General features: G+C 57.8%; 14 protein-coding genes. 11 read left to right on the top strand and 3 right to left on the bottom strand.

The annotated features are described in order from the left end of the window. From S7A_RS12990 to S7A_RS12980, 3 genes are all read left to right on the top strand, one after another. Positions 1-1,530 carry an efflux transporter outer membrane subunit gene (locus tag S7A_RS12990; RefSeq protein ID WP_009091211.1) on the top strand — a complete coding sequence of 510 codons (1,530 nt, stop codon included), beginning with the start codon at positions 1-3 and terminating at the stop codon, positions 1,528-1,530. Between the two features lie 837 nt (positions 1,531-2,367). After that, complete coding sequence (locus S7A_RS12985; protein ID WP_009091208.1) at positions 2,368-2,769, top strand: H-NS family nucleoid-associated regulatory protein; 402 nt, start codon at positions 2,368-2,370, stop codon at positions 2,767-2,769. Between the two features lie 177 nt (positions 2,770-2,946). Continuing rightward, the gene (locus tag S7A_RS12980) at positions 2,947-4,539 is read left to right on the top strand and encodes an ABC-F family ATPase (protein ID WP_009091206.1); all 1,593 of its coding nucleotides are present in this window, start codon (positions 2,947-2,949) and stop codon (positions 4,537-4,539) included. Positions 4,540-4,628: 89 nt separating this feature from the next. Here the strand turns inward: S7A_RS12980 and moeB are convergent, their stop codons facing one another. Both moeB and moeA read right to left on the bottom strand, forming a co-directional pair. After that, positions 4,629-5,387, bottom strand: coding sequence for a molybdopterin-synthase adenylyltransferase MoeB (moeB, locus tag S7A_RS12975; RefSeq protein WP_009091205.1), 759 nt, complete (start codon positions 5,385-5,387; stop codon positions 4,629-4,631). Then, positions 5,388-6,623 carry a molybdopterin molybdotransferase MoeA gene (gene moeA, locus S7A_RS12970; protein WP_009091204.1) on the bottom strand — a complete coding sequence of 412 codons (1,236 nt, stop codon included), beginning with the start codon at positions 6,621-6,623 and terminating at the stop codon, positions 5,388-5,390. It lies immediately after the preceding gene. A gap of 253 nt (positions 6,624-6,876) precedes the next feature. Here moeA and S7A_RS12965 point away from each other — a divergent pair, with 253 nt between their 5' ends. The 8 genes from S7A_RS12965 to S7A_RS12930 all read left to right on the top strand — a co-directional run bounded on the left by S7A_RS12965 (position 6,877) and on the right by S7A_RS12930 (position 16,027). Beyond that, positions 6,877-7,836, top strand: a complete 960-nt coding sequence (locus S7A_RS12965; RefSeq protein ID WP_009091203.1) for an isoaspartyl peptidase/L-asparaginase family protein — start codon at positions 6,877-6,879, stop codon at positions 7,834-7,836. A gap of 9 nt (positions 7,837-7,845) precedes the next feature. After that, the gene (gene gsiA / locus S7A_RS12960) at positions 7,846-9,702 is read left to right on the top strand and encodes a glutathione ABC transporter ATP-binding protein GsiA (protein WP_009091202.1); all 1,857 of its coding nucleotides are present in this window, start codon (positions 7,846-7,848) and stop codon (positions 9,700-9,702) included. Between the two features lie 54 nt (positions 9,703-9,756). Beyond that, complete coding sequence (gene gsiB, locus S7A_RS12955; RefSeq protein ID WP_009091201.1) at positions 9,757-11,292, top strand: glutathione ABC transporter substrate-binding protein GsiB; 1,536 nt, start codon at positions 9,757-9,759, stop codon at positions 11,290-11,292. 45 nt (positions 11,293-11,337) lie between these two features. After that, positions 11,338-12,267: a glutathione ABC transporter permease GsiC gene (gene gsiC / locus S7A_RS12950; protein WP_009091200.1), complete on the top strand. Its 930-nt coding sequence runs from the start codon at positions 11,338-11,340 to the stop codon at positions 12,265-12,267. After that, positions 12,264-13,169 (top strand): glutathione ABC transporter permease GsiD, encoded by a 906-nt coding sequence (gene gsiD / locus S7A_RS12945; protein WP_009091199.1) that lies wholly within the window; start codon positions 12,264-12,266, stop codon positions 13,167-13,169. The genes gsiC and gsiD overlap by 4 nt, the downstream gene beginning before the upstream one ends. Continuing rightward, entirely contained in the window at positions 13,166-13,615 is a 450-nt protein-coding gene (locus S7A_RS12940; protein WP_009091198.1) for a DUF4385 domain-containing protein, read from the top strand. Before gsiD ends, S7A_RS12940 begins: the two co-directional genes overlap by 4 nt. Positions 13,616-14,136: 521 nt before the next feature. Then, the gene (locus tag S7A_RS12935; RefSeq protein ID WP_009091197.1) at positions 14,137-14,772 is read left to right on the top strand and encodes a carbonic anhydrase; all 636 of its coding nucleotides are present in this window, start codon (positions 14,137-14,139) and stop codon (positions 14,770-14,772) included. Between the two features lie 118 nt (positions 14,773-14,890). Continuing rightward, positions 14,891-16,027 (top strand): PQQ-dependent sugar dehydrogenase, encoded by a 1,137-nt coding sequence (locus S7A_RS12930; protein ID WP_009091196.1) that lies wholly within the window; start codon positions 14,891-14,893, stop codon positions 16,025-16,027. 1 nt (position 16,028) lies between these two features. On the opposite strand, the gene S7A_RS12925 is transcribed toward S7A_RS12930, so the two are convergent. Then, the gene (locus tag S7A_RS12925; protein WP_009091195.1) at positions 16,029-16,685 is read right to left on the bottom strand and encodes an HAD family phosphatase; all 657 of its coding nucleotides are present in this window, start codon (positions 16,683-16,685) and stop codon (positions 16,029-16,031) included. Between the last annotated feature and the right edge of the window lie 219 nt (positions 16,686-16,904).

Here is a 16,904-nt window from a genome sequence, read left to right as displayed (position 1 = left end):
ATGAAGGTTTTTTACTCTCATCGCCTGAAACCCGTGAGTTTACTGCTGGCTCTCGCCCTGGCGGGTTGCGCCGTCGGGCCTGACTATCAGGCGCCGAAACCGGCCGTGCCGGGCAGTTTTAACGCCATGGCGTCGCAGGAGGCATCCGTACCCCAAAGCGCCGCGATTAACTCCCGCTGGTGGCGAAGCTTTAACGATCCGCAGCTCGACAGCCTGATTGAGCGGGCGATAGCAGGCAACCTGAGCCTGCAGCAGACGGTACTGCGTATTGCCGGGGCTCGCGAACAGCTGACACAGGCGCAGGGTAGCCTGTTACCCAGCCTGAGCGGTTCGGCCAAAGTGACGCGTCAGCAGCTCGGTCTGGAAGGCTTGCTGAAAGCCAATGGGGCCACCGATCAGCTCGACAGTAACGTAGCCAGTCAGCTCAACGGCCTGACCCAGCCGGTCAATCTCTACCAGGGCAGCTTCGATGCGAGCTGGGAACTGGATCTGTGGGGCAAAGTGCGCCGTCAGGTTGAGGCCGCCACTGCCCAGCAGCAGGCGGCGATTGAGCAGCGCAATGATGCGCTGGTCTCACTGGAAGCGGAAGTGGCGCGCGCCTGGCTGCAGCTGCGCGGCGCGCAGAGCACCATCCAGACGCTGGAACAGCAGATCAGTGTGGCGCAGCAGACGACCGAGCTGACGCAGAGCCAGCAGCGTAATGGTCTGGCGCCGCTGACCGACGTGGAGAATGCCCGGGCCCAGCTGAGCACGCTGCAGGCGCAACTGCCGCAGTATCAGTCGCAGGCGCGGCAGGCGATGAACGGCCTGGCGGTGCTGCTCGGCAAGACGCCGGGCGCACTGGATGCGGAACTCAGTACGCCGAAACCTTTGCCGCCGTTGCCTCAGTTTGTGCAGGTGGGTATCCCTTCAACGCTGGCGCGCCGTCGTCCTGATATTCGTCAGGCTGAAGCGACACTGCATGCGCAGACCGCGGAAATTGGCGTCTCTGTCGCGCAGCTTTTCCCGAGCCTGTCGCTGACCGGTCAGCTGGGCGTGCGTAACACGGACGTCAGCTACCTGGATAACTGGAGCAGCCACTTCTACAGCTTTGGCCCCTCGTTATCGATTCCGATTTTCCAGGGCGGACAGCTGGTGTCGAGCGTGAAGCTGGCGCGGGCGCAGCAGGCGAGTGCCGCACTGGATTATCGCCAGACGGTGCTGACGGCGCTGCAGGATGTGGAGAATGCGCTGGTCAGCTATCGCGCCGATCAGCAGCGTGTCACCGCGCTGGATGAAACAACCGGAGCTCTTCAGCGTGCCTTTGATCTCGCCAGCGACAGCTACCGTCAGGGGCTCTCCACCTTCCTGGAGGTGCTGGATGCACAGCGCCAGCTGGCACAGGCACAGGAGCAGGCAACCCAGGCACGGATGCAGAGCGCACTCGATCTGGTGGCGCTCTATAAAGCACTGGGCGGCGGCTGGGAAACATACCAGACTGTTGAGATGCCGCACTACTCCGTCTTCGGTCCGGCCACCCAGGCCAATTAGTTCTCAGGCGGTCGCGGCGCTGCTGCCGTGACCGCCTGCTTATCCCTCTCCGCTGCGCGGTCAGCCCGCCATCTTCCGTTTACCGATAATCTAACTCATTGAATCAGCGGCAATCGTTGCCGGAATTCGTCAGGATAAAATGGCCGAAAATAAAACAGGCCTGACAGCAGGGCTATTATCTGCGCAGCGGTCAGGGCGTTATTATTTATGTGGCTGGCATCAGTTCAATTTAAGATTTTGAGCTGCATCACCTTTCTGCATTTATTTCAGGATGCTTTTTTAATGCCACTCAGAACGCGCATGACAATTCGCCAGCGTCTGCAGAACGCGACCGCTGTTGTTCAACGGTCTTCTCTGCGAATAATCTGACGCTGCTGAAAAACGCAGCGGTAAAACATGCCGGGAACGTCGCGACTGTCATAATAAAATCGAATAGGGCGATAATTCTTTAACGTTATTGCCCGATGAGAAGGGCAATTTTTAATCATGAACTGTAAACTATTGTGACAGAGGTAGCCTTTCCGGCTTTTTTTTATCGCCAGAGCATGGGCGATAAACCGGAAATAGCGGACCTGAGCCTGCACGCTTTCGCAGATGCGATTATGCCTCTGCAGGCGGTATCGTCCGGCTGAAATCGTTTTCAATACAGGGACACAGGCCCGGTTTGTTGTTAATTCATCGTTAATAAACCTCAGGCGGGTCCGATTTTAAAAGCCATATTTCGGCATAATTAATACTTAAGAATTATCTGGGGCGTAAAAATAATTTATTTTTTATTTGAATTAGGTAATCTTGCCGCTACAGTTTTATTAACCCCCCTTAATCAAGGACATTGTGATGAGTGACGCATTTAAGGTACTGAACAATATTCGCACATTACGTGCCCAGGCTCGTGAACTGCCACTGACCGATCTTGAAGAGATCCTGGAAAAATTAACTGTTGTTGTGACTGAGCGCCGCGAAGAAGCTGAAGCAGAAGAGACGCAGAATCGCGAAAAAGAAGAAAAGCTCTCTAAATATCGCGAAATGCTGCTGGCTGACGGCATCGATCCTAATGAATTATTAGGTGCCCTGGAAAGCGGAAAAAAACGCACCAAGCGTGCGCCGCGTCCGGCTAAATATACTTACACCGACGAAAACGGTGAGCAGAAATCCTGGACTGGCCAGGGCCGTACCCCGGCAGCGATTAAAAAAGCGCTGGATTCCGGTAAAAGCCTGGACAGCTTCCTGATCGATTGATCGACACAATCCTTGTAAGTGGGAGCCGGGGGCCATGATGGCCTGCCGGCTTTTTTATTTCTGTCGGGATATCAATCACCCGGCCGGCAATCCATCCCTGACGCTGGCGTGCGCTGCGTCACATCTGGCATAATAGCCGCCGTTTTTTCATCCACTCTCTTCACAAAGGTCAATGCCGTGTTAGTTAGCAGCAATATCACCATGCAGTTTGGCAGTAAGCCACTGTTCGAGAATATCTCCGTTAAGTTTGGCGGCGGTAATCGTTACGGTTTAATCGGTGCGAACGGCAGCGGAAAATCCACCTTCATGAAGATTTTGGGTGGCGATCTGGTGCCTTCAGCCGGCAACGTCTCTTACGATCCCAACGAGCGTATCGGTAAGCTGCGTCAGGATCAGTTCGCCTTTGAACAATTCAGCGTGCTGGACACCGTGATCATGGGTCACCATGAATTATGGGAAGTTAAGCAGGAGCGCGACCGTATTTATTCTTTGCCAGAAATGAGCGAAGAAGAGGGGTATAAGGTCGGTGACCTTGAGGCGCTTTACGGTGAGATGGATGGCTATAGCGCCGAATCCCGTGCCGGTGAGTTATTACTTGGTGTCGGTATTCCGGTTGAACAGCATTATGGCCCGATGAGCGAAATTGCGCCGGGCTTTAAATTGCGCGTGCTGCTGGCGCAGGCGCTGTTTTCCAATCCCGATATTCTGTTACTCGATGAACCGACCAACAACCTGGACATCGATACCATTCGCTGGCTGGAGCAGGTGCTGAATGAACGTGACAGCACCATGATTATCATTTCGCATGACCGTCACTTCCTTAATATGGTCTGCACCCACATGGCGGATTTGGATTATGGCGAGCTGCGTGTCTATTCCGGTAATTATGACGAATATATGACCGCCGCAACCCAGGCGCGTGAACGTCTGTTATCTGACAACGCCAAGAAAAAAGCGCAGATTGCTGACCTGCAGTCGTTCGTCAGCCGTTTCAGCGCCAACGCCTCTAAATCGCGTCAGGCGACATCGCGCGCAAAACAGATGGATAAAATTAAACTGGAAGAAGTGAAAGCGTCCAGTCGTCAGAACCCGTTTATCCGTTTTGAGCAGGATAAGAAGCTGTTCCGAAATGCCCTGGAAGTGGAAGGATTAACCAAAGGGTTTGATAACGGTCCGCTGTTTAAGAATTTAAATCTGCTGATGGAAGTGGGCGAAAAGCTGGCGATCATCGGCGCCAACGGTATTGGTAAATCGACGTTGCTGAAGACGCTGGTAGGGCAACTTGAGCCCGATAACGGCAGCGTTAAATGGTCAGAGAACGCGCGCATTGGTTATTACGCGCAGGATCACGCCGAAGATTTTGCTAATGATCTGACCGTATTTGACTGGATGAGTCAGTGGAAACAGCCCGGTGATGATGAGCAGACGATTCGCGGTATTCTGGGTCGCCTGCTGTTTTCACAGGATGATATTAAGAAACCGGCGAAAGTGCTTTCCGGTGGTGAGAAAGGGCGCATGCTGTTCGGCAAGCTGATGATGCAGAAACCGAACATCCTGATTATGGATGAGCCGACTAACCACCTGGATATGGAGTCGATTGAATCGCTCAATATGGCGCTGGAGATGTATGAAGGCACACTGGTGTTTGTGTCGCACGACCGTGAATTTGTCAGCTCGCTGGCAACCCGCGTGATTGAGCTGAAAGCAGACAAGGTGGTGGACTTCACCGGCAACTATGAAGACTACCTGCGCAGTCAGGGAATCGTCTGATAGAAGGGGGTGGCGCAGGCCACCCCCTTTTTTGGCCCGGAATGGGCCGCAGTGTAATCTCTCTGAGGCTGAAGCCAGCTTCAGGGAGCCTATGCTCCATCGCCACACACTTCACAGTGCGCATCCTGCGCCACTTTCATGCTGCGGAATTCTGCACTCATGGCATCGTACATCAGCAACCGGCTGGTGGCCGGCGTGCCAAAGGCCGTCAGGACCTTAATCGCTTCCATCGCCTGCATTGCACCAATCACCCCCACCAGCGGGGCCATGACGCCTGCTTCGACACAACTCAGGGTCTGTTCGCCAAACAGGCGGCTGATACAGCGATAGCAGGGCGTGCCGGGCTGCCAGTTGAATACGCTGATCTGGCCTTCCATACGAATTGCCGCCCCGGAGACCAGCGGGACGCCCTGCTGGCGACAGAGCCGGTTGAGCTGCTCCCGCACTGCAACATTGTCGGTGCAGTCCAGCACCACCTGCTGGCGGGCTATCAGCGCCAGCAGTGCCGTATCATCCAGCTGGCCGTTGACCGGATGCAGCTGACAGTGAGGATTGATGGCCGCCAGGCTTTGTGCCGCCGATTCGACTTTGGCACAGCCAATATCGGCGTCATGATGCAGTATCTGCCGTTGCAGGTTAGAGTGCGACACGGTGTCGAAGTCAAGCAGCGTCAGGCTGCCGATCCCGGCTGACGCCAGCCAGGGCGCGGCGGCACAGCCAAGTCCGCCCAGCCCGATGATCAGCGCATGGCTGGCTTTAAGTCGCTCCTGACCGTCAAAATCGAAACCGCGCAGGACGATCTGCCGGTTGTAGCGCAGCATCTCCTCATCGCTTAATTCAGGCAGCATTTACGCCTCCAGCAGGGCGTTGAAGGGTTCCACCTCAACCCATTCGCCAGGCTCCACATTGCCGCGCTCCCGCTCCAGCACAATGAAGCAGTTTGCCTGCGCAAAAGAGCTGAAGACGTGGGAACCCTGCATGCCGGTGGTCTGCACCTCCAGCTCACCCTGCGCGTTCTGGCGCAGGATGCCACGCTGGAAGTCGAGCCGGCCCGGTGATTTTTTGAGCGCAGAGGCGCAGCGCACTTTCTGACGCGGCGGCAGAGCCGATTTCTGCAGGCCGGTAAGTTTCGCCAGCAGCGGCTGAACCAGCTGATAAAAGGTGACAGCAGCCGAGACCGGATTACCCGGTAAACCGCAGAACCAGCTGTGGCTGAGGCGGCCAAAAGCAAAAGGTTTGCCGGGTTTGATCGCCAGCTTCCAGAAGCTGATTGCCCCCAGCTCTTCCAGCATCGTTTTGGTAAAGTCCGCTTCCCCGACCGAGACACCGCCGGTGCTGATCACCACATCCGCCTGCCGATCCGCCTCTGCGAAAGCCGCCCGCAGGGCCGCCGGATCGTCTTTGATAATCCCCAGGTCGATGACGTCGCAGCCGAGCTTATTCAGCATCAGCGACACGGCGAAACGGTTGGTATCGTAAATTGCGCCTTCGGCCAGCGGTTCCCCCACCGGCTGCAGTTCATCACCGGTGGAGAAGATCGCCACCCGCACTTTTCGCACTACGCTGACCTGCGCGATCCCCAGCGAAGCCAGCAGCGGCAGTTCCGCCGCGCCCAGCCGCGTGCCCGCTTCCAGCACGACATGACCGGGCTGAATATCGTCGCCGGTCAGGCGGATATTCTGGCCGGGACGCACCGGTGCGGTGATCACAACGGCCCCCTCACGCGTTTCCGTCTGCTCCTGCATCACCACCGCGTCACAGCCTGCGGGAACCGGCGCACCGGTCATGATGCGGATCACGCTGCCATGCGGCCACTCACCACTGAAGGGTGCGCCAGCGAAGGCTTTACCGGCCACCGGCAGCGGCTCACCGCGGCTGATATCTGCCAGCCTGACGGCGTAACCATCCATCGCGGAGTTATCAAAGGGCGGTACGGCGATAGGGGAGGTCACCGCTTTTGCCGTGATGCGGCCAGCCGCCGCGGCCAGCGACACGTTCTCAGCGTCGGCGATGGGCGTCAGCTGCGCGAGCATTTTTTGTTGCGCCTCCTCAAGGGAGATCAAACCTGCAGTAAAACTTTCCATAAGGATCCAGCCTGGTGAATTCAGATGCTGCCTATTATGGTGGCAATTGGCCGCTGAGTCACATCGGTGTCACCCCGGGCTTGCCCGCGACAAGGGTCAAAATGATATAGGGTGGTAAGAAAAGGTTATAACCACAGGAACAGTTTCCGCTTTACAACCCTTAGCAGGCTTTCTATAGTCAAAAATCATCAAAAATGGATGAAAACCATTTTAAATCAGTGTTTTTCATGCGGATGCAACAGGGCAGAGCGTTATGGTTAAAGCAGTGATTGCCATTCACGGCGGCGCGGGTGCCATTACGCGCTCAGCGATGAGCGCTGAAAAAGAACAGGCATATCGTCAGGCGCTGCAGGAGATTGTCACTCAGGGCCAGCAGATCCTGGCGCAGGGTGGCAGCGCACTGGATGCGGTAACGGAAGCGGTGCGGCTGCTTGAAGAGTGTCCGCTGTTTAATGCCGGTAAGGGCGCGGTATTTACCCATCAGGGCACGCATGAACTCGATGCCTGCATCATGGATGGGCGCACGCTGGAGGCGGGCGCCGTCGCCGGTGTGACGCGGGTGCGCAATCCGGTTCTGGCGGCGCGAGCCGTGCTGGAAAAAAGCGAGCATGTGCTGTTCATCGGTGAAGGTGCTGAACAGTTCGCGGTGGCGAACGGGCTGGCGCCGGTGTGCCCCGACTACTTCTCGACGCCGGAGCGGTGGGAACAGTTGCAGCGCGCGCTGAATAGCGATTCGGCGGTGCTGGACCATGATGGCGCGGCTCACCGCGACGACCCGCTCGACCCTGACCGCAAGTTTGGCACGGTGGGCGCGGTGGCGCTGGACCTGGAGGGCAATCTGGCTGCGGCGACCTCAACGGGCGGCATGACCAATAAACAGGCCGGACGGGTAGGCGACTCGCCGCTGCCGGGTGCGGGCTGCTATGCCAGCAACGACAGCGTGGCGGTCTCCTGTACCGGCACCGGTGAAGTCTTTATGCGCACGCTGGCCGCTTATGACGTGGCGGCACAGATGCGCTATGCCGGTCGTACGCTGCAGCAGGCCAGCGTCAATGTCATTCATGACAGCGTACTGGAGCTGGGCGGCAGCGGTGGCCTGATTGCTGTCGATCGTGCGGGTAATGTGGCCCTGCCGTTTAACAGCGAGGGAATGTACCGCGGCTTCGCCCGGGTGGGCGAGCCAGCGGAAGTCGCTATCTACCGCGAAAGTTAAGGAGCAGAGATGAGCGACAGGCACACGCATCCGACCCTGGCCCCTGAGCAGGTGCTGGCGGTGCGCGATCTCAGCGTAGAATTTCAGCATGAGGCGACCCTGACCCGCGCGGTGCGCCATTTGTCACTCGATCTGTTTCGCGGCGAGACGCTGGCGCTGGTGGGCGAGTCAGGTTCAGGCAAATCGGTCACATCTCTGGCGCTGATGCGGCTCATCGAGCAGGCGGGAGGCCAGGTCAGTGGCGAAGCGCTGCTGCGCCGTCGCAATGGGGAGGTGCTGGATCTGATGCGTGCCTCAAAGCAGCAGATGCGTCGGGTGCGCGGCGCCGATATGGCGATGATCTTTCAGGAGCCGATGACCTCGCTGAATCCCGTCTTCTCCGTCGGCGAGCAGATCGCCGAATCGATTCGTCTGCATCAGGGACAGAGTCATGCCGCCGCGCTGGCGGAAGCGCGCCGGATGCTGGACCTGGTGCGGATTCCTGATGCGCAAAATGTCCTCTCCCGGTTTCCACATCAGCTGTCAGGCGGGATGCGCCAGCGGGTGATGATTGCAATGGCACTCTGCTGCAAACCCGCCCTGCTGATTGCTGATGAGCCAACCACGGCGCTCGATGTGACGATTCAGGCGCAGATTCTGCAGCTTATCCGCGTGCTGCAGAAAGAGATGCAGATGGGGGTGATTTTTATCACTCACGATATGGGCGTGGTGGCTGAAATGGCTGACCGGGTTCAGGTGATGTACCGCGGCGAGGTGGTGGAAAAAGCCCCGGTCGACCGGCTGTTCAGCGCACCGGAACAGCCCTACACTCAGGCGCTGCTGGCCGCCGTACCAAAGCTCGGCGCCATGCAGGGCCAGCCGTTGCCCGCGAAATTTCCCCTGCTGCACAGCGACGCGGCCGACGACGTGCCGCAGGATACGGTACGCCGTCTGCAGCCCCCGATTTTACAGGTGCGCGATCTGGTGACCCGCTTCGATATTCGCGGCGGGCTGCTGAATCGGGTTAAAAGCCGGGTTCACGCCGTCGAAAAAGTCAGTTTTGACCTCTATGCCGGTGAGACACTGGCGCTGGTGGGCGAATCAGGCTGCGGTAAATCCACCACCGGACGCTCGCTGCTCAGGCTGGTGGCGAGCCAGGGCGGCACGCTGACCTTCGACGGACAGCGGATAGATACGCTTTCCGGTGCCGCGCTGGCCCATCTGCGACGCGACATTCAGTTTATCTTTCAGGACCCTTATGCCTCACTCGATCCACGCCTGACGGTGGGTTTTTCAATTATGGAGCCGCTGCTGGTACATAAGGTGATGCCGCGACGCGAGGCGGAGCAGCGCGTCGCCTGGCTGCTGGATAAAGTGGGTCTGCTGCCGGAGCATGCTCAGCGCTATCCGCATGAATTTTCCGGCGGACAGCGTCAGCGAATCTGCATCGCCCGTGCGCTGGCGCTGAACCCTAAAGTGGTGATCGCCGACGAGTCCGTCTCTGCGCTGGATGTGTCAGTTCAGGCGCAGATTATCAATCTGATGCTCGACCTGCAGCGCGAGTTTGGCATCGCCTTTCTCTTTATTTCTCACGATATGGCGGTGGTCGAGCGGATCAGCCACCGCGTGGCGGTGATGTATCTCGGTCAGATTGTCGAGATAGGGCCGCGTCAGGCGGTCTTTGAGCAGCCGCAGCATCCCTATACCCGCAAACTTATGGCGGCGGTGCCGGTAGCCGATCCGGCTCACCGCCGTCGTGAACGAGCCTTACTGGTCGATGAGATCCCCAGCCCGATCCATGCCTTAGGGGATGAGCCTGAAGTGGCGCCGCTGATGGAGGTGGCTCCGGGCCATTTCGTCGCGCGCCACGTTATCAGTGCGACCTGAACAGTGACGATGTCGCCCCGGCGACCAACCCGACAGGGATTACAGGAGAACAAGATGCAGATGACGATGCGTAAAGGGTTACTGGCGGCTGGCGTGTTAAGCAGCGCAATGGCACTGCCCGCCTGGGCAGCACAGGATGCGGTGATTGCCGTCGCGTCCAATTTCACGACGCTCGACCCCTATGATGCCAACGACACGCTGTCGCAGGCGGTCGCCAAATCTTTCTATCAGGGCCTGTTCGGCTTTGATAAAGCGATGAAGCTGACCAACGTGCTGGCGGAAAGCTATCAGGCCAGCCCGGACGGACTGACCTACACCATTAAGCTGCGTTCCGGCATCAAATTCCAGGACGGCACGGACTTCAATGCCGAAGCTGTGAAGGTCAACCTCGATCGCGCCAGCAATCCCGATAATCACCTCAAGCGCTACAACCTGTTTAAACATATCGCCAGCACAGAAGTGGTGGATCCGACCACGGTTAAAGTAACCCTGAAGGAGCCGTTCTCCGCCTTTATCAACATCCTGGCGCACCCGGCGGCGGCGATGATTTCGCCCACTGCGCTGAAAAAATATGGCAAAGAGATCGGTTTCCATCCGGTCGGGACCGGTCCGTTTCTGTTTGAAACCTGGAATCAGACGGACTTTGTGAAGGTGAAGAAGTGGGATGGCTACTGGAAGCCGGGCTATCCGAAACTGGACAGCATCACCTGGCGTCCGGTAGTGGATAACAACACCCGTGCGGCGATGCTGCAGACTGGTGAGGCGAACTTCGCTTTCCCGGTGCCTTATGAGCAGGCGAAGCGGCTGGAGCAGAACAGCAAGCTGGATGTGGTGACCACGCCATCCATCATGCAGCGCTACATCAGCCTCAACGTGACTCAGAAGCCGTTCGATAACCCGAAAGTGCGCGAGGCGCTGGAATACGCCATCAACCGTCAGGCGCTGGCGAAAGTGGCGTTCTCCGGATATGCGACGCCAGCGACCGGCGTTGTGCCGCCCTCCATCGACTTTGCGCAGAGCTATCCGGCGATAAGCTACGACCCGGCTAAAGCCAGAGCGCTGCTGAAAGAGGCGGGCTATCCGAACGGTTTTGAGACCACGCTCTGGTCGTCGCACAACCACAGTACTGCGCAGAAGGTGCTGCAGTTCACCCAGCAGCAGCTGGCACAGGTGGGCGTGAAGGTTAAGGTCACGGCGATGGATGCCGGTCAGCGTGCGGCGGAAGTGGAGGGCAAAGGGCAGAAAGAGAGCGGCGTGCGGATGTTCTATACCGGCTGGTCCGCCTCAACCGGCGAAGCAGACTGGGCGCTGACGCCGCTGTTCGCCACTGCAGCCTGGCCACCGGCCATCTTCAACACCGCGTTTTACAGCAATCCAAAGGTCGATAAAGATCTGGCCGATGCGCTGAAAACCACCGACCGTACTGAGAAAGCGCGCCTCTACAAAGATGCGCAGGATACCATCTGGCAGGATCACCCCTGGATCCCGCTGGTGGTTGAGCAGCTGGTCTCTGCTAACAGCAAAAACCTCAGCGGTTTTTATGTGATGCCCGATACCTCATTCAATTTTGATGAGGCGACTCTGAAGTAACGGAGCCGGCCAGCCCGCGGGCTGGCCGCAGCTGCAGGATGTTGCATGTTTAACTATTTCATTAAACGACTTTTCGGGCTGATCCCGACGCTGCTGATTGTGGCGGTGCTGGTGTTCCTGTTTGTGCACCTGCTGCCGGGGGATCCCGCACGCCTGATCGCCGGGCCGGAAGCGGATGCCTCCGTGGTGGCGCTGGTGCGCCAGGAGCTGGGGCTGGATCTGCCGCTGCCGCAGCAGTTCTGGCACTTTTTACTGAATGCGCTGCAGGGCGATTTTGGCCAGTCGATGGTGTCGAAACGGCCGGTCGCTGAAGAGATCGCCACGCGCTTTATGCCGACCCTCTGGCTGACGCTGGTCAGCATGGTCTGGGCGGTGATTTTTGGCATGGCGATTGGCCTTGTCTCTGCCGTCTGGCGCAACCGCTGGCCCGACCGGCTGGGGATGACGCTGGCGGTGTCGGGCATTTCGTTCCCCGCCTTTGCACTCGGCATGCTGCTGATGCAGGTCTTCTCGGTTGAGCTGGGATGGCTGCCGACGGTAGGTGCAGAGAGCTGGAAACACTACATCCTGCCTTCGATCACCTTAGGTGCCGCGGTCGCGGCGGTGATGGCCCGTTTTACCCGCGCCTCCTTTGTCGAGGTCATGCAGGAAGACTACATGCGGACGGCGCGAGCCAAAGGGGTACGCGAGTCGCTGGTGGTGGTCAAACATGGGCTGCGCAATGCCATGATCCCGGTCGTGACCATGATGGGCCTGCAGTTCGGTTTTCTGCTGGGCGGCTCGATTGTGGTTGAAGTGGTTTTCAACTGGCCTGGCCTGGGACGTCTGCTGGTCGATTCTGTGACGATGCGCGACTACCCGGTGATTCAGGCAGAGGTCCTGCTGTTTTCACTGGAGTTTATTCTGATCAATCTGTTTACCGACATGCTCTATGCGGTCATCAATCCCGCTATTCGCTTTAAGGAGTCGCGATGAAAAACTGGCGACGCGAAGCGGCACTGAAAAGCATGCCGCTGCTCGCGGAGAATCGGGTGCGGACGCCGTGGCGTGAGTTCTGGCGGCGTTTCAGACGGCAGCCGGTGGCGCTGCTGGCGGGCCTGTTTGTGCTGATGCTGATCGTACTGGCATTTATCGCACCGTGGGTTGCACCGTTCGATGCGGAGAACTATTTCGATTATGACCGGCTCAACGAGGGGCCGTCACTGATGCACCTGTTTGGTGTGGACTCGCTGGGGCGCGACATCTTCAGCCGGGTGCTGGTCGGCACGCGTATTTCCCTGATTGCGGGCTTCTTCTCTGTGTTGATCGGCGCGCTGATTGGCACCCTCTCTGGCCTGCTGGCAGGATATTATGAAGGGTGGTGGGACCGCATCATCATGCGCATCTGTGATGTGCTGTTTGCCTTTCCCGGCATTCTGCTGGCGATAGCGGTCGTCGCCATTATGGGCAGCGGCATGAGCAATGTGATTGTGGCGGTAGCCATCTTCAGCATCCCGGCTTTTGCCCGCCTGGTGCGCGGCAATACGCTGGTACTCAAGCACCAGACCTTTATTGAGTCAGCGCGCAGCATCGGCGCCTCTGACTGGACCATTCTGATGCGACATATCCTGCCGGGGACGGTCTCACCGATTGTGGTCTATTTTACCATGCGCGTCGGCACCTCGATCATCACCGCTGCCAGTCTCTCCTTTCTGGGTTTAGGGGCACAACCGCCCACGCCGGAGTGGGGCGCCATGCTGAACGAGGCGCGCGCCGACATGGTTATCGCGCCGCACGTGGCGATTTTCCCCAGTCTGGCGATCTTCTTCACTGTTCTGGCATTTAATTTACTCGGAGACGGGCTGCGCGACGCACTTGATCCTAAACTAAAGACATGAAACCTTTCGATTATGATCAGGACTTCAGCACTATCGACTTCCGTAAGCACCCTGAGCGATATCAGGTCGGCCGCGGGGAGCAGGGTGTGCTGATGGTCGAGCCTTATAAGAGCGAAATACTGCCTCACTGGCGATTTCGAACCGTTCCCATTGCTGAAGAGTCGGCAGAAAAGATCATGGCGCTGTTTGAAGATTACCGGCGTCAGGATGACTTTGTCGGCATGGATATGGCGCGAAAGTTTATCCAGATGGGCTATACCCGTGCCCGCCGCTACAGCAATCATAAGGGCGGACGAAAATATGACGCTGAAGGCAAGGAGTTGCCGCGTGGCGTCAACGAAGAAAAAGCCGCGGCGGCGGCCATTTTCAAAGCTTACTGGGACCGTCTCCGGGCCGATGAGGACTATCTGCAACGGAAAAAGGCGCATCAGCAACTTTATGGCTAAGCGCTGAACCAGCATGAACGCTTTTCTGCCCGGCGCGTCTGTAGCGCCGGGGAGGCGAAATTTATTTCACGCCGCAGTGCCTCCGCTTTCCGCGCTATTTCATCTTTCCTGCTTCTTCCCGTCAAAACCCTGCTGGCTGACTGCACCCGGCGGATTACGCTCACGGCGCAGCAATCTGCCGGATGCGATGCGTCCGCTGAGCGTGAATGACTGAAAACGATTTCAGCCTGGCGCACGACGTAAAGTAGTGAAAAAACGCGTAAAAGCCTGTTCGCTTTGCAGACCCGCATCAGGCTCAGAGAAAAACGGGCGCGTCGTGGTAACTCACCGTGCTATAAAAAGAAATCGCCGCCTGGACCGCTGTCTGGCGGATAAGCGAAGCGCTGTCCGTAACCCTGGCTGAACAGTGAATGAAAAACGCGGGTTGATATTCACTTGTTTTCATTAATAATAAACCCGCTAACCCCACTGAGGGAGCTATGCCCCTCAGGTAATGAAATGGATAATGTGAGAGCTAAATAATGAAAGAGATCATCAAAGGATTTCTGAATTTCCAGCAGAATGTGTTTCCTGAAAGGAAGGATCTTTTCAAAAGCCTGGCGTCAAATCAAAATCCGAAAGCCCTGTTCATCTCCTGTTCAGACAGCCGTCTGGTGCCTGAGCTGGTGACGCAGCAGGAGCCAGGAGAGCTGTTCGTTATCCGCAACGCGGGCAACATCGTTCCCTCGTTTGGCCCTGAGCCTGGTGGTGTTTCCGCGACTATCGAATATGCCGTGGTCGCGCTGGGCGTTTCCGACATCATCATCTGCGGTCACTCCAACTGTGGTGCCATGAACGCCATTGCTTCCTGCGCCTGCATGGACACCATGCCCGCAGTAGAGCACTGGCTGCGCTATGCCGATGCGGCAAAAGCGGTGGTCGAGCAGCGTGAGTATGACTCACCGGAGAAGAAGCTGAATGAGATGGTCAAAGAGAACGTGATCGCGCAGCTGAACAACATGAAAACCCACCCTTCGGTTTCCGTCGCGCTGCGTAACGGCAAACTGCGTCTGCATGGCTGGGTTTACGATATCGAAAGCGGCACCATTATGGCGCTGACCCAGGGTGGCAAGCAGTTCATCACCCTGTCTGAGAATCCGGACACCTGCTTCGAGTAATGCCTCTCACCCGCTGCGTCCTGCGGCGGGTTTTCCTGTTTAATCTTTTGTAAATCCTCAGGTTCACTGCGCGCGGGCTGACTACGCTTAAGGCACGCTATCCCATGAGGAGAACTCTATGTCCCGTTTTTCAACCGTTCTGATGCTGACCGGTTCGCTGCTCTCAGTCCCGCCGCTGTTTGCCGCTGACCTGCAGGTTGAGGTGTTACAGGATAAGTTACAACATCCATGGTCGGTTGCCTTTCTGCCCGACAACAAAACGCTGCTGATAACCGAACGGAGCGGGCAGCTGCGCAGCTGGAACCCGGAGAGCGGCCTGTCGCAGCCGATTCAGGGCGTGCCAGAGGTCTGGGCACAACGGCAGAGCGGCCTGCTGGATGTGGTGCTGGCTCCCGACTTCGCCAGCAGCCGTCGTGTCTGGCTCAGTTACACCGAGGCTGACAGCAAGGGCAAAGCGGGGGCGGTGGTAGGTGTCGGGACACTGAGCAGGGATAATCGCCAGCTCAGCGATTTCCGCGAGGTGATCCGGCAGACGCCGATGCTCTCCAGCGGCAACAATATCGGCACCCGGCTGGCGTTTGATACTCAGGGCTATCTCTGGATCGCCTTCGGCGATAATTTTGTCAGCAGCGCCGCGCAGGACCTCGATAAACTGCAGGGCAAACTGCTGCGGCTGAATGCTGACGGCAGTGTGCCGGATGATAACCCGTTTGTGAATAAGCCCGGCGCGCGGCCGGAAATCTGGGCGCTTGGCCTGCGTAATCCGCAGGGGCTGGCGCTGAATCCCTGGACCGGGATGATATGGGAAAATGAGCATGGCCCGCGCGGCGGCGATGAAGTGAATATCATGAGTCGTGGCAAAAACTATGGCTGGCCGCTGGCGACCTACGGTATCGACTACAGCGGCGATAAAGTGCCGGAGTCAAAGGGCACCCATGTTGCAGGCACCGAGCAGCCGATCTGGCACTGGAAAGTCTCTCCGGCCATCAGTGGCATGGCGTTTTACAACAGCGCCCGTTTTCCGCAGTGGAAGAATTCGCTGTTTATCGGCGCGCTGAAAGAGAAGAACCTGATTCGGCTGAGTGTGAACGGTGAAAAGGTGGTGGAAGAGCAGCGTCTGCTGGGCGACCAGAATGCGCGGATTCGCGATGTGCGGCAGGGACCGGATGGCTGGCTCTATGTGCTGACCGATGAGGCCAACGGCAAACTGCTGAAAGTGGGATTAGCGCAGGACGCTGGCGCGTCCCGCGGCTGATTCAGCGTGCCCAGTGATAAACCTGCCACCCCCGGCTGACCGCTTCCTGATGCAGTCTTTCGTCCGGGTTGATGACATGGGCGTGATCGGCCTGCTCCAGCAGGGGCAGGTCATTCATCGAATCGCTGTAGGCCCAGGTGCGGTCAAACGTCTCCTCCGCCTGCAGCGCTTTCCAGTCTCCCAGCCGGGTCACTTTGCCCTCTTTATAGGTCATGGTGCCGTAGGTATTGCCGCTGTAACGCTGGTCCACGATTTCAACGCCAATCGCCAGCGCACCGCAGGCCCCCAGTTGCTGAGCAATCGGCACCACCAGATGCTCACCGCTGGCAGAGATAATCATGACGCGGTCGCCGCGCGCCCGGTGCCACTCGATGCGTTCCCGCGCCGCGGGAAAAACGCGGGGCATAATGTCGCGATGAATAAAGCGGCGCACCCAGCCTTCCACCGTGAGGGTAGCCATACCCGACAGCGGTGAGAGGGTTTTATTCATATACTCTTCAATTGAGAGCGTGCCGGCATAGTACTGGGCCATCAGTGCCTGTTCCTGATCGATCAGTTCGCTGGGGGCGAACCCCTGTGATACCAGCCAGCGCAGCCACAGGCTGGTGCTGTCTTCACAAATAAGTGTTTCATCCAGATCAAAAAGGGCTAAGTCCATGGTCGGTCTCCTCGGCTGACTGGCTTTCAGGTTAGCGGATAATTGTGACCGACTTAACTCTTCTGCGAAAAATCGGAATTTCACGCAGTTTCAGGGATGACAGAAGCGAGGCGAGAGGGCACGCGCGCGGCCGTTGTGCCAGGGTAAATCGACTAAACTCTAAAAAACTTTACGATTCGGCGGTTTTTTTCGCTGCCGTCAACGGTTAGCGTTTGAGTG

Origin of the sequence: Pantoea sp. Sc1 (genome assembly GCF_000255315.1) — a bacterium.
Classification (GTDB): domain Bacteria; phylum Pseudomonadota; class Gammaproteobacteria; order Enterobacterales; family Enterobacteriaceae; genus Pantoea; species Pantoea anthophila.
This window is presented reverse-complemented; position numbering and strand designations above follow the sequence as displayed.

Coding starts and splice junctions, on each gene's coding strand:
- S7A_RS12990 (WP_009091211.1), top strand. CDS start 1: ATGAAGGTTTTTTACTCTCATCGCCTGAAACCCGTGAGTTTACTGCTG.
- S7A_RS12985 (WP_009091208.1), top strand. CDS start 2,368: ATGAGTGACGCATTTAAGGTACTGAACAATATTCGCACATTACGTGCC.
- moeB (WP_009091205.1), bottom strand. CDS start 5,387: ATGCTGCCTGAATTAAGCGATGAGGAGATGCTGCGCTACAACCGGCAG.
- moeA (WP_009091204.1), bottom strand. CDS start 6,623: ATGGAAAGTTTTACTGCAGGTTTGATCTCCCTTGAGGAGGCGCAACAA.
- S7A_RS12965 (WP_009091203.1), top strand. CDS start 6,877: ATGGTTAAAGCAGTGATTGCCATTCACGGCGGCGCGGGTGCCATTACG.
- gsiA (WP_009091202.1), top strand. CDS start 7,846: ATGAGCGACAGGCACACGCATCCGACCCTGGCCCCTGAGCAGGTGCTG.
- gsiB (WP_009091201.1), top strand. CDS start 9,757: ATGCAGATGACGATGCGTAAAGGGTTACTGGCGGCTGGCGTGTTAAGC.
- gsiC (WP_009091200.1), top strand. CDS start 11,338: ATGTTTAACTATTTCATTAAACGACTTTTCGGGCTGATCCCGACGCTG.
- gsiD (WP_009091199.1), top strand. CDS start 12,264: ATGAAAAACTGGCGACGCGAAGCGGCACTGAAAAGCATGCCGCTGCTC.
- S7A_RS12940 (WP_009091198.1), top strand. CDS start 13,166: ATGAAACCTTTCGATTATGATCAGGACTTCAGCACTATCGACTTCCGT.
- S7A_RS12935 (WP_009091197.1), top strand. CDS start 14,137: ATGAAAGAGATCATCAAAGGATTTCTGAATTTCCAGCAGAATGTGTTT.
- S7A_RS12930 (WP_009091196.1), top strand. CDS start 14,891: ATGTCCCGTTTTTCAACCGTTCTGATGCTGACCGGTTCGCTGCTCTCA.
- S7A_RS12925 (WP_009091195.1), bottom strand. CDS start 16,685: ATGGACTTAGCCCTTTTTGATCTGGATGAAACACTTATTTGTGAAGAC.